Origin of the sequence: Eubacterium sp. LMAG:50, assembly GCF_008680265.1 — a bacterium.
GTDB classification, from domain to species: Bacteria; Bacillota; Clostridia; order Lachnospirales; family Lachnospiraceae; genus Eubacterium_U; species Eubacterium_U album.
This window is the reverse complement of sequence record NZ_NALP01000004.1, coordinates 183,233-196,900: the sequence shown is the minus strand read 5'-3', so window position 1 is coordinate 196,900 and position 13,668 is coordinate 183,233. Positions and strand designations below refer to the sequence as shown.

General features: G+C 32.9%; 12 protein-coding genes. All 12 read left to right on the top strand.

Annotated elements, in window-relative coordinates:
* Positions 1–362: 362 nt before the first annotated feature.
* The 12 genes from gap (at position 363) to CCC31_RS01050 (ending at position 13,667) form a co-directional block, all read left to right on the top strand.
* On the top strand, positions 363–1,379 hold the full coding sequence (gene gap / locus CCC31_RS01105; protein ID WP_147585736.1) for a type I glyceraldehyde-3-phosphate dehydrogenase: 1,017 nt from the start codon (positions 363–365) through the stop codon (positions 1,377–1,379).
* Positions 1,380–1,583: 204 nt separating this feature from the next.
* The gene (locus CCC31_RS01100; protein WP_290848948.1) at positions 1,584–2,780 is read left to right on the top strand and encodes a phosphoglycerate kinase; all 1,197 of its coding nucleotides are present in this window, start codon (positions 1,584–1,586) and stop codon (positions 2,778–2,780) included.
* A gap of 89 nt (positions 2,781–2,869) precedes the next feature.
* The gene (gene tpiA / locus CCC31_RS01095) at positions 2,870–3,622 is read left to right on the top strand and encodes a triose-phosphate isomerase (RefSeq protein WP_118565794.1); all 753 of its coding nucleotides are present in this window, start codon (positions 2,870–2,872) and stop codon (positions 3,620–3,622) included.
* Between the two features lie 169 nt (positions 3,623–3,791).
* Positions 3,792–5,105 carry a right-handed parallel beta-helix repeat-containing protein gene (locus CCC31_RS01090; RefSeq protein ID WP_022089290.1) on the top strand — a complete coding sequence of 438 codons (1,314 nt, stop codon included), beginning with the start codon at positions 3,792–3,794 and terminating at the stop codon, positions 5,103–5,105.
* Between the two features lie 22 nt (positions 5,106–5,127).
* Entirely contained in the window at positions 5,128–6,669 is a 1,542-nt protein-coding gene (gpmI, locus tag CCC31_RS01085; protein ID WP_022089291.1) for a 2,3-bisphosphoglycerate-independent phosphoglycerate mutase, read from the top strand.
* A gap of 277 nt (positions 6,670–6,946) precedes the next feature.
* Complete coding sequence (gene eno, locus CCC31_RS01080) at positions 6,947–8,230, top strand: phosphopyruvate hydratase (protein WP_243003020.1); 1,284 nt, start codon at positions 6,947–6,949, stop codon at positions 8,228–8,230.
* Between the two features lie 167 nt (positions 8,231–8,397).
* Positions 8,398–8,724 carry a hypothetical protein gene (locus CCC31_RS01075; RefSeq protein ID WP_117909091.1) on the top strand — a complete coding sequence of 109 codons (327 nt, stop codon included), beginning with the start codon at positions 8,398–8,400 and terminating at the stop codon, positions 8,722–8,724.
* A 200-nt stretch (positions 8,725–8,924) separates the two neighbouring features.
* Positions 8,925–9,173, top strand: a complete 249-nt coding sequence (gene secG / locus CCC31_RS01070; RefSeq protein WP_022089294.1) for a preprotein translocase subunit SecG — start codon at positions 8,925–8,927, stop codon at positions 9,171–9,173.
* Between the two features lie 175 nt (positions 9,174–9,348).
* Positions 9,349–11,481: a ribonuclease R gene (gene rnr / locus CCC31_RS01065; protein ID WP_290848947.1), complete on the top strand. Its 2,133-nt coding sequence runs from the start codon at positions 9,349–9,351 to the stop codon at positions 11,479–11,481.
* A 92-nt stretch (positions 11,482–11,573) separates the two neighbouring features.
* Positions 11,574–12,038, top strand: coding sequence for an SsrA-binding protein SmpB (smpB, locus tag CCC31_RS01060; protein ID WP_290849074.1), 465 nt, complete (start codon positions 11,574–11,576; stop codon positions 12,036–12,038).
* Positions 12,039–12,126: 88 nt separating this feature from the next.
* Positions 12,127–13,311: a pyridoxal phosphate-dependent aminotransferase gene (locus tag CCC31_RS01055; RefSeq protein WP_022089297.1), complete on the top strand. Its 1,185-nt coding sequence runs from the start codon at positions 12,127–12,129 to the stop codon at positions 13,309–13,311.
* Positions 13,312–13,490: 179 nt separating this feature from the next.
* Positions 13,491–13,667, top strand: coding sequence for a DUF6472 family protein (locus CCC31_RS01050; RefSeq protein ID WP_022089298.1), 177 nt, complete (start codon positions 13,491–13,493; stop codon positions 13,665–13,667).
* Position 13,668 lies beyond the last annotated feature (1 nt).

Genomic DNA, 13,668 nt, shown 5'->3' with positions numbered 1-13,668 from the left:
GTGCCGTTTATAATAAATAAAAAAGTAAAACTCGCCTAAAGACTCAAACATTACTTTTTTATTTACACTATGCTCGCAAAATTGCGAAAAACTTCCTATCGTTTGTTATATATATTTATACTGAATCTGAAATAATTACAAATTAGCAAAGAAAAAATTTATGAGTAGAATATAACAAATTTTGCTGAAAATTACTATATTAATGAGAAGATAAAATTAAAAACGTTTTATTTGTCAAAAAATTAACAAAATATGAGAAAAATGCAAAAAACTTCTTGATATTTGGAAAGTATTTATGTAGAATAATCAATAGGTTAATATTAATTAACAAAATATATCTTATTTAATAGGAGGACAATTAAATGTCAGTTAAAGTTGCAATTAACGGTTTTGGACGTATCGGACGTCTTGCATTCAGACAGATGTTTGGAGCAGAAGGTTATGAAGTAGTAGCTATCAATGACTTAACAAGTCCTAAGATGTTAGCTCACTTATTAAAGTATGATTCATCACAGGGTAAATATGACAAGGCTGAAACAGTTTCAGCTACAGATGATTCAATCATCGTTGATGGAAAAGAAATCAAGATTTACGCAGAAGCTGATGCTTCAAAGTGTCCTTGGGGCGAATTAAAAGTAGACGTAGTATTAGAATGTACAGGTTTCTATACATCTAAGGCTAAAGCACAGGCTCATATCGATGCTGGTGCTCGTAAGGTTGTTATTTCAGCTCCAGCTGGAAACGATCTTCCAACAATCGTTTACAATACAAACCACGAAACATTAAAGGCAGAAGATACAATCATTTCAGCTGCTTCATGTACAACAAACTGCTTAGCACCTATGGCTGATGCACTTAACAAGTACGCTCCAATCCAGAGTGGTATCATGTTAACAATTCATGCTTACACAGGTGACCAGATGACTCTTGACGGACCACAGAGAAAAGGTGATTTAAGAAGATCAAGAGCTGCAGCAGTTAATATCGTACCTAACTCAACAGGTGCTGCTAAAGCTATCGGATTAGTTATTCCTGAATTAAACGGAAAATTAATCGGTTCTGCACAGAGAGTTCCAGTTCCAACAGGTTCTACAACAGTTCTTACAGCTGTAGTTAAAGGAAAAGATATCACAGTTGAAGGTATCAATGCAGCTATGAAGGCAGCTTCAAACGAATCTTACGGATACAATGAAGACGAAATCGTATCAAGCGATATCGTTGGAATGAGATATGGTTCATTATTTGATGCTACACAGACAATGGTATCAAAGGTTGATGATGATACTTATGAAGTACAGGTTGTTTCATGGTATGACAATGAAAACTCATACACAAGCCAGATGGTTAGAACAATCAAATACTTCTCAGAATTAGCATAATTAATAAGAAATCTTTAAATAAGATCCATAAGGGTCCGGTCTTAATTGGACCGGACCCTTTTATATTGCGCTGAATAAAATGAACGCCACATCTATATGGATGTACATTTCATGGGCGCATATAATCTTGGAATAAAGTTTATACTGATTCCGGGATTTATGAGACTACGCGTATGACGCGCTTAAATGAAAGGAGCACATATAATGCTTAATAAGAAATCAGTAGATGATATCAATGTAAAAGGACAGAGAGTGTTAGTTCGTTGTGACTTCAACGTACCATTACAGGATGGAAAAATCACAGACGAAAACCGTTTAGTAGCAGCTTTGCCAACAATAAAGAAATTAATAGCTGATGGTGGAAAGGTAATCCTTTGCTCACATCTTGGAAAGCCAAAGGGAGAACCAAAGCCGGAATTATCATTAGCACCAGTTGCAGTAAGACTTTCAGAATTATTAGGACAGGAAGTTAAATTCGCAGCAGATCCTGAAGTAGTAGGACCAAATGCTAAGGCTGCAGTTGAAGCAATGAAAGACGGAGATGTTATTCTTCTTGAAAACACACGTTATCGTGCAGAAGAAACAAAGAATGGAGAAGAATTCAGCAAGGAATTAGCTTCACTTTGTGATGTATTTGTAAATGATGCGTTCGGAACAGCTCACAGAGCACATTGTTCAAACGTTGGTGTAACAAAATTTGTTGACACAGCAGTTGTAGGATACTTAATGCAGAAGGAAATCGATTTCCTTGGAAACGCAGTTAACAATCCGGAAAGACCATTCGTAGCTATCCTTGGTGGAGCAAAAGTTTCATCAAAGATTTCAGTTATTGAAAACCTTCTTGAAAAGGTTGATACATTAATCATCGGTGGTGGTATGGCATACACATTCATGGCTGGTCTTGGTGAAGAAGTAGGTAAATCACTTCTTGAAGAAGATTACAAAGAATATGCTGTAAACATGATGAAGAAAGCTGAAGAAAAGGGTGTTAAGTTATTAATCCCTATCGATACAGTAGTTGGAGATAACTTCTCAAATGACTGCAACTTCAAGGTTGTAGGACGTGGAGAAATCCCAGCTGATATGGAAGGTTTAGATATCGGACCAAAGACAGCAGAATTATTTGCTAATGCTATTAACGGAGCTAAGACAGTTGTATGGAACGGACCAATGGGATGTTTCGAAATGCCTAACTTTGCTAATGGTACAATTGCAATTGCTAAAGCTATGGCAGATCTTAAAGATGCTACAACAATCATCGGTGGTGGTGATTCAGCAGCAGCAGCTAACCAGTTAGGATTTGGTGATAAGATGTCACATATTTCAACAGGTGGTGGAGCTTCTCTTGAATTCCTCGAAGGTAAGGAATTACCAGGTGTTGCAGCAGCAAACGATAAGTAGGATATACAATATTATATAAGGCATCATCAGCAGTTAAAGGCTTAATATGCTTTTAACTGATATGTCTTAAATATAGAGGAGATTATATAATTATGAGAAAGAAAATTATCGCAGGTAACTGGAAAATGAACAAAACTCCTAGTGAGGCAGTTGCTTTAATCAATGAATTAAAACCTTTAGTAGCTAATGAAGATGTAGATGTAGTATTTTGTGTACCAGCTATTTCAATAGTACCGGCTATGGAAGCAGCAAAGGGTTCAAACATCAACATCGGTGCTGAAAATATGTATTTTGAAGAAAGTGGTGCATATACAGGAGAAATAGCTCCTAACATGTTAACAGATGTTGGAGTTAAGTATGTTATCATCGGACATTCAGAAAGAAGAGAATATTTCGCAGAAACAGATGCAACAGTAAATAAGAAAGTATTAAAAGCTTTTGAACATGGTATTACACCTATTATTTGCTGTGGTGAAACTCTTGAACAGAGAGAACAGGGTGTTGCAGTTGATTTCATCCGTCAGCAGATTAAGATTGCATTCTTAAATGTAACAGCAGACCAGGCTAAGGAAGCAGTTATCGCTTACGAACCAATCTGGGCTATTGGAACAGGTAAGACAGCTACATCTGATCAGGCAGAAGAAATTTGTGCAGCAATCAGAGAATGTATCGCAGAAGTATATGATGATGCAACAGCAGCAGCTATCAGAATTCAGTATGGTGGTTCAATGAACGCTGGAAATGCAGCAGAATTACTTGCTAAACCTGACATAGATGGTGGTTTAGTTGGTGGTGCAAGCCTTAAAGCAGAATTTGGAAAGATTGTCAACTATAATAAATAAGATTTTAAATAAGGGTTGTTGCAACAAAATTGCATCAGCCCTTTATTGAAGAACAGATTGAGTATTTAATAACAATTAACTATTATCAGATATTAAATTTAAGGAGTAAGTTTTAAAATTAAAATTCTTTTGTTTAATATCAGACAAAAAATTCGTTAGGAATATGAATATGAAGAAAAGAAATAAAATAATTATAAGATTAGTGTCTACATTGGCAGTTATGCTATGTGTAACAGGAGTAACCCATATACAGGCAAAGAATGTATATGCTAAGAAAACAATAACAATGACAACAAAGTCAATTCCTTCAGAAATAAAAAAGTATTCTAATTATAACAAATATACGAAGTATACAGTGGCTTTTAATTATTATATGAAGCAATTAGAAAAAGCAGGCGGTGGTAAATTTATTATAAAAAAAGGCACATACGAAATGTCTAATTCTGTATATATTCCATCAAATGTTCAGGTTGTGTTGAAGAATGGAGTTGTATTAAAAAATATATATCAAACTGGTGGAGCAGGATATCCACCATCAAATAATGTATTTTCATTATGTCCACCATCAAAAAGCAAGATAAAAGGGTCATGTAAAAAAGTAAGTGGTGCAAAGAACATTTCAATAACAGGTAAAGGGAATGCTACAATTGACAATAATTTTGTTGAAGGTGGAGGAACAATTGTAATATCCCACAATAAAAATGTAAAAGTTTCAGGAATAACATTTAAAAATCAGAATGGAGGACATTTCCTTGAAATAACAGGTGTAGAGAATGTTGTTATTGAAAATTGTACATTTAAAGGTTCTAAAGCAAGTACAAGGGCTAAAAATTATATGAAAGAGGCTATTAATCTTGATACTCCGGACCCTGAAACACATGGCCTTAATGCAGTGTGGGTTGCACAGGATAGAACAGATAATAAAAATATAACAATAACAAACAATGTATTTGATGGAGTTACACGTGGTGTTGGTACACATAAGTATTCACAGAAGAATGGTGAAAATGTTTATCACGAAAATGTAGTAATAACTAATAATACATTTAAAAATATTTTTGACAATGGTGTATTTATACTTAACTGGAAGAATGCAACCATTGAAAATAATACTTTTAACAAAATTGGATTAAAGAGTAAGAAAGCTTATAGTAGTGGAGCACATGCTATTTCAGGTGGCGGAATAGAAGGCATACATGTAAAAAATAATACATTCTCTAATGTTAAGAGAAATCCAATATATTTTTGTGTGCAGCAGAATGTAGGCTCTGCAAGCAGCTACTCAAAAGTAAAGACTAATATTACAAAAGAACAGACTGAGGAAATGTTAACCAACACAGTTAGTAACTGTGGTTATGATATGAATGTTATTTTCAAAGGATACGATATTTTGTATTTCAGAGGAAATAGCGAAAGAACCCGTGAGAATGCAGTGGCAATTAATTTGAAGAAGCAGGAAATTTCATGGGGAATAGAAAAATAAAGTTTAATTTAAGGAGAGAAAAATGAGCAAAAAACCAACAGTTTTAATGATTTTAGACGGATATGGATTAAATGAAAATGCAAAAGCAAATGCTGTTGCAGAAGCTAAAAAGCCTGTAATGGACAAGCTTATGGCAGAATATCCTTTTGTAAAAGGTTATGCAAGTGGAATGGCAGTAGGCCTTCCTGACGGACAGATGGGAAATTCTGAAGTAGGTCATTTAAATATGGGTGCAGGAAGAATTGTATACCAGGAATTAACAAGAATCACAAAAGAAATTCAGGATGGAGATTTCTTTAAGAATGAAGAGTTAGTTAAGGCAATGGAAAATTGCAAGAAAAACAACAGTGCATTACACATCTTTGGATTATTATCAGACGGTGGTGTACACAGCCATAATACACATATTTATGGAACAATTGAAATGGCTAAGAAATTTGGTCTTGAAAAGGTATATGTACATGCATTCTTAGATGGTAGAGATACACCTCCTGCATCAGGAAAAGATTATGTTCAGGAATTAGTAGATAAGATGGCTGAAATTGGTGTTGGAAAGATTGCTTCAATTTCAGGACGTTACTATGCAATGGATAGAGATAATAACTGGGATAGAGTTGTTAAGGCATATGATGCTATTACAAAGGGAGAAGGAAATAAAGCTACAGACCCTGTACAGGCAGTTGCAGATTCATACGCAGTAGATAAGACAGATGAATTTGTTATTCCTACAGTAATTATGGAAAATGATGCTCCTGTAGCAACAGTAAATGACAAAGATTCTGTTATTTTCTGTAACTTCAGACCAGACAGAGCACGTCAGATTACAAGAGCATTCTGTGCAGATGATTTTGATGGATTTGATAGAGGAAAAAGATTAGATTTAGTATTTGTATGCTTTACAGAATATGATGTTACAATTCCTAACAAATTAATCGCATTTAAGAAAGTTGAAATTAGAAATACATTTGGTGAATATTTAGCTGCACATAACATGACTCAGGCTAGAATTGCTGAAACAGAAAAATATGCTCATGTTACATTCTTCTTTAATGGTGGTGTAGAAGAACCAAATAAGGGAGAAGATAGAATTTTAGTAAATTCACCTAAAGAAGTAGCAACATATGACCTTAAGCCTGAAATGAGTGCTTATGAAGTATGTGATAAGCTTGTAGACGCAATTAAAGGACAGAAATATGATGTTATTATCATTAACTTTGCAAATCCTGACATGGTAGGACACACAGGTGTTGAATCAGCAGCTATTAAGGCTATTGAAGCAGTAGATGAATGTGTAGGCAGAGCAGTAGAAGCTATTAAGGAAGTTGATGGACAGATGTTTATCTGTGCTGACCACGGAAATGCTGAGCAGTTAGTTGATTATGAAACAGGCGAACCATTTACAGCTCACACAACAAATCCTGTACCATTTATCTTAGTAAATGCTGATCCTAAGTATAAATTAAGAGAAGGTGGATGCTTAGCAGACATCGTTCCTACATTAATCGAATTAATGGGAATGGAACAGCCAAAAGAAATGACAGGAAAATCATTACTTGTAAAATAATAAATAGAGAGGTCAATGTAGAACTCTTTGACTTAATTGAATAAAAATAAGTAACAGGGAAACACTAGTAAAATAGTGTTTCCCTGTTTTTGTATAAAGAATGTATATAACAGTGTTTTATACAAAGAACGTATATAAATTTGTTTTATATAAAAGACATATATATATCGTTGTCTAAATAGTAAGAGCTTCGTGAAAATAGTGAGGCATAGTAGATTGAAAAATCTTTATATATTAACGGAACATTAAATAATATAGGAGAAATGGGGTGCTAAAAATGCATCTAATAGAGAATATGGAACAATATTTAAAGATTGTAAATGTAAAAGCAAGAGAAATTTTAGATTCACGTGGAAATCCTACAGTTGAAGCAGAAGTTACGGTTAGAGGGGAAAATCCAAAAACTGATTTGATTACAGGAAGAGCAACCGTACCGTCCGGTGCATCAACAGGAAAATTTGAAGCAGCGGAGATTAGAGATGGTGAAGATAGATATTTAGGAGCAGGTGTAAAAAAAGCTGTAACAAACGTAAATACAATAATAAATGAAATGCTTATAGGACAAAATGCACTTAATCAAAGAAGAATTGACAGAATGATGTTAAGTGAAGACGGAACAGATAATAAATCAAAATTAGGTGCAAATGCAATATTGGCTGTTTCGATGGCTAATTTAAATGCATGTGCAAAAGCATTAAATATTTTTACTTACAAATTTACAGGAGGCATAAGTGCGTGCAAAATGCCTATGCCCATGATGAATATTTTAAACGGAGGTGCTCATTCATCTAATAATATAGACGTGCAGGAATTTATGATTTTACCTGTTGGAGCGACAACATTTAAAGAAGGATTGAGATGGTGTGCAGAAGTTTACCATGCACTGAAAAAATTATTAAAAGACAAAAATTTATCTGTTGCAGTTGGTGATGAAGGTGGATTTGCACCGGATTTAAATAACGAAATGGAAGTACTTGATTTAATTATTGAAGCAGTTAAAAAGGCAGGATATATTCCTGAAAAAGACTTTAAAATATCTTTGGATGTAGCAGCTTCAGAATGGAAAGCAGAAGTTACAGGAAAATACAAATTACCTAAAAAAGGAATCGAATTGACAACAGATGAATTAATAGATATGTGGAGTGATATTGTTGACAGATATCCGATATTTTCAATAGAAGACCCATTAGATGAAGAAGATTGGGATGGATGGAAAAAGATTACTGAGAAATTAGGTAGAAAAATCCACTTAGTCGGTGATGATTTATTTGTTACAAATGTAGAGAGATTAAAAAAGGGAATAAAAGAGAAATGTGCAAATGCAATATTGATAAAACCAAATCAGATAGGAAGTATAACAGAAACGATTAAAGCTGTGCAAATGGCACAAAGTCATGGATATATAGCTATCATGTCACATCGTTCAGGAGAAACAGAAGATACAACTATTGCAGATTTGGCGGTAGGGCTTAATACAGGTTTTATAAAAACAGGGGCACCATGTAGAAGTGAAAGAACAGCAAAATATAACCAGTTATTGAGAATTGAAGAAAAATTATAAATAAAAATAGAAATAAAGTTGACAAACGATGAGAAAGACAATACCTACTAAATGAATAGAAAATAATAGGAAATAAACAAAAGATAAAATAAAAAGGAGGAAACAACTACTGCAGTCAGTGTGGCAGTAAACAAACAGAATGAAATAAAAATACAGAGAGTAATGTAGTGACGAATGAAAAAAGTGCTTCTGTAAGTACAGGTACAGCAAAATCAAAAAGTAAAAGTATAAATTCAAGTAAAAGTAAAAAAGCAAGTGACGACTCAAAAAATAAAAAGACTGATAAAAAGAAGAAAAATGCAGATAGCAAACAAAATGAAACAGAAGATGTAACTATTCAGGAAACAACGATAGAGACTACCAAGTCTGATGAAACAGAATCCATAGAAGAACAACAAAATACAGAGATAGTACAAAGCAAAAGTGAAAATATAGAAATAGAAACTGAAATCAGTAATTTACAGGAATTAGTGAATGAAGGCAATCAGCAATAGGAAGAAATTTAGATGATAAAATTAGAAAAGATTGGAATAATTACTTGATAATAGCATACAAATATGATAATATTTATGTATTCGCGTTTGAATAGATATAGAAGGAAACGAAATGAATGAAGTTCATTTTTAATAAATGTTTCCGATGACTAGCCGCTGACCCAAGGGAGGGGGCAATACATAATAATAGGAGGTTCGAAATGATTACATTATTAAGAGTATTATCAGTGATATACATTATCATCTGTGTAGTTATAACAGTAGTAATACTACTTCAGGAAGGAAAGCAGGCTGGACTTACAGGAGCAATCAGTGGTGCAGCAGAATCATACTGGGGAAAGAATAAAGGACGTTCAATGGAAGGAAAGTTAGAAAAGATTACAAAGGTTATGATTGTTTTATTCTTTGTACTTTCAATTGTTCTTAATATGAAGTTCTTAAATTTTTAGGATAATTATGATTTTTAAAGTGTTCCTTTTAGGAACACTTTCTTTTTATTATAAAAAGAAAAAATGGCTAAAATAATTATAGAAATAAATTTGAAATGAAGAGATTTCATTTGAAAAATAAATGCATAAATAGAAAGTATTTTACAAATTTATAATAATAGAGTAAGGAGAAATCATGGAATTAATTAATGAAAGAAAGAAAATCATATTAGATTTAATGAATGATAAAAACTATGTTCCTATGAAAATAAAAGAATTAGCAATAATATTAAATGTAAAAAAGGAAGATAGAGGATTATTAGAAATAGTCTTAAATGAATTAATAAATGAAGGAAAGATATCTGTTTCAAAAAGAGGAAAGTATTCGATAGCAAAAGAAACATTAGTTACAGGTATATTTACTGCACATGAAAAAGGATACGGATTTGTTACTGTAGAGGGTGAAGAAGAGGATTATTTTATTCCGGATGCGAATGTTAATAATGCTTTTCACCATGATACGGTTTTAGTTGCAGTATTACCTGAAGACAAAACTAAGAATGATGGAACAAGAAAAAGAAGAAAAGAAGGTAAAATTATAAAAATCATATCCCATGAAATAACAGAAGTTGTTGGATTATTTGAAAAAAGCAAAAACTTTGGATATGTATTACCGGATAATCAAAAAATTGTAAAAGATATATATATTCCACTCAAAGCATCTATGGGGGCTGTTAACGGACATAAAGTAGTTGCCAAGATTACTGATTATGGAAAGGAAGGAAGAAAGCCGGAAGGAAAAATAGTTGAAATTATAGGTCATGTAAATGACCCGGGAGTAGATATTTTATCTATCGTTAAAGCTTATGATATACCTACAGAGTTTCCGGAAGATGTAATGGAACAGATAGAGAACATACCTGATTATGTAAGAGAAGAAGAAAAGAACGGAAGAAAAGATATTAGAAACTGGCAGACTGTAACAATAGATGGAGAAGATGCTAAAGATTTAGATGATGCTATCACAATCTCTAAGAAAAATGGAGTTTATACTTTAGGAGTTCATATTGCGGACGTAAGTAATTATGTTACGGAAAATTCTCCATTAGATAAAGAAGCTAGAAAAAGAGCCACAAGTGTTTATTTAGTAGACAGGGTAATACCAATGCTTCCACATAAATTGTCTAATGGTATTTGCTCATTAAATCAGGGAGAAGACAGACTTGCACTTAGCTGTATTATGGAAATTGATGAAAATGGAAATATTATAAGTCATGAAATAGTGGAAACATTAATTAATGTAGACAGAAGAATGTCTTATACACAGGTAAGGGATGTACTTATAGGTGAAAAAGAGGCATGCGAAAAACATAAAGATTTCATTTCGATGTTTAAGTTAATGAAAGAATTGTCTGATATTTTGCGAAAGAAAAGATATGGAAGAGGAGCAATTAATTTTGAATTCCCTGAATGTAAAATTAAATTAGACGATAAAGGAAGAGTTATTTCCATTGAACCCTATGAGAGAAATTCAGCAACTAAAATTATAGAAGATTTTATGCTTATGGCAAATGAAACGGTTGCAGAAGAGTATTATTGGCAGGAACTCCCATTTGTATATAGAAATCATGATAAGCCGGATGTCGAGAAAATGACACAACTTGCTACATTTATAAATAACTTTGGATATCATATAAAGATGATGGGAGATGAAATTCATCCAAAAGAACTTCAGAAGTTATTAGAAAGTGTGGAAGGAACAAGTGAAGAAGCTTTGATAAGCAGAATTACTTTGCGTTCAATGAAGAGAGCAGAATATACTCCGGAATGTAAAGGACATTTTGGATTATCAGCAAAATATTACTGCCATTTTACATCTCCAATACGAAGATATCCTGATTTGCAGATACACAGAATTATTAAAGAAAATATTCATGGCAAGTTAAATGAAAAATATATAAGACATTACAATACAATTTTGCCTGATATAACTAAGAATTGTAGTATAAACGAAAGACGTGCTGATGATGCAGAAAGGGATACTGAGAAATTAAAGAAAGTTGAATATATGAGAAGTTATATCGGAGAAGAATTTGAAGGTGTAATTTCAAGTGTTACCGGCTGGGGAATGTATGTTGAGTTGCCTAATACAATAGAAGGAATGGTTCACGTAAGCAATATGGAGGATGACCATTATATATATGATGAACCAACATATTCTCTTGTAGGTGAACATACAAAAAAGACATACAAATTAGGACAATCTGTAAAGGTAAGAGTTGTTCATACAGATAAGATGACAAAAACAATAGATTTTGTACTGGCATAATCAAATATATACAAATTTATAGTGAAATTAGTAATAAAATGATGTAAAATTGTATGGAAAAAGTTGTAAAGTTAATATGGAAAGGTGAAGATATGGCAAAGGCAGCGAATAGATTAATTGAAAATAAAAAAAAGGCCCGCCATGACTATTTTATTGAAGATACTTATGAGACCGGAATTGTACTTCATGGTACTGAAGTTAAGTCTTTAAGGCAGGGAAAATGTAGCATTAAAGAGTCATTTATCCGTATTGAAGACGGAGAACTGATTATTTATGGAATGCACATAAGCCCATATGAAAAGGGAAATATCTTCAATAAAGATCCGCTTAGACCAAAGAAATTAATGATGCATAAATATGAAATAAATAAACTTGTTGGTAAAATTAAAGAAAAAGGTTTGACATTAGTACCTTTGCAGGTTTATTTTAAAGGAAGTCTGGTAAAAGTGGAAATTGGTTTGGCAAGAGGTAAAAAATTATACGATAAGAGAGACGACATTGCAAAACGAGACCAGAAACGTGAGCATGAGCGTGAATTTAAAATACAGAATTTGTAAATGATGCATGACTATAAAAATAATCTGTAAGATATATTTTGGTACTGACAGCATAAAAATACAAAATTAATTTTAAAGGAGAAGAGATATGTTTGTAGAAGATATGGTACATTTAGGAAAAGTTCGTTCAGAAATAAGAGAAATATTTGAATATGGAAATAAACGTAAACAGGAAATTGGTGCAGAAAATGTATTTGATTTCAGTATTGGTAATCCAAGTGTTCCTGCTCCGGAAAGTGTAAAGAAAGCAATTATTGATATTGTTGAAAATGGCGATCCGGTAGCTACACATGGTTACACATCAGCACAGGGGGATGCCCATGTAAGAGATACAATTGCTAATTATATAAATAAAAAATTTGGAACAGATATAACAAAAGATAATATCTATATGACTTGTGGTGCAGCAGCATCTCTTACAATCGTATTGAATGCAATAATGGAAAAGGATGAAGAATGTATCGTATTTACGCCGTTCTTCCCTGAATATACTATTTTTATTAAGGAGTCAGGTGCTAAGGTTGTACAGGTTCCGGGAGAAGAAGGAACATTTCAGATTGACATGGAAAAATTTGAAGCAGCAGTAAATGAAAAGACTAAAGCAGTTATTGTTAATTCACCTAACAACCCGTCAGGTGTTGTGTATTCAGAAGAAACAATAGTTAAAATGTGTGATATCCTTAGAAAAAAAGAAAAAGAATATGGACATCCTATTTTCTTAATTACTGATGAACCATATCGTGAATTAGTATATGATGATATTGATGTACCATATATGATTAATTATTATGATAATACATTTGTATGTTATTCATACAGTAAAGCATTATCATTACCTGGAGAAAGAATTGGTTACATAGTTGTGTCAAACAAAATGGTTGACAGCAAGGATGCATATGCAGCTGTATGTGGAGCAGGAAGAGTATTAGGATATGTATGTGCACCAAGTTTATTCCAGAAGGTTATTGAAAGATGTATTGATGACACAGCAGATATTTCGATATATAAAACTAACAGAGATTTATTATATAACAGTCTTACGGAAATGGGATTTGAATGCGTATATCCCGATGGAGCTTTCTATTTATTTGTAAAAGCAATGGAGGATGATGCAAAAGCATTTTGTGAAAAAGCAAAAGAACAGGAATTGTTGCTTGTTCCTGCAGATAGTTTTGGTACACCGGGATATGTGAGAGTATCATATTGTGTACAGACAGAGCAGATTGAAAAAGCATTGCCTGCATTTAAAAAGTTAGCAGATAGTTATAAGTAAAAATAAATCGATTAGTACTATAGGAGTTGCAAATATAATTGGCAACTCCTATAGTATGTAAGTAAAAGATAGTGATATATGATGTTGATGAAGAGTAGTATTACAAGAAATCATGTTATGTGACAAAGAATGCAACATTGCATACTTACATCATAATATTAAAAACTAGGAGGAAAAAAATGGGTCAGTATAGTTGCGAATTTTGTAGCAATTATGTATATGATGAAGAATATGAAGAATATGGATGCGTTGTAAGCATGGATGAAGATGATTATGCAAGACAGTTGCAGAATCCTACGGCAAGCTGTCCGTATTTTTCTTATGGTGATGAATACAGAATTGCAAGAAAGCAATAAG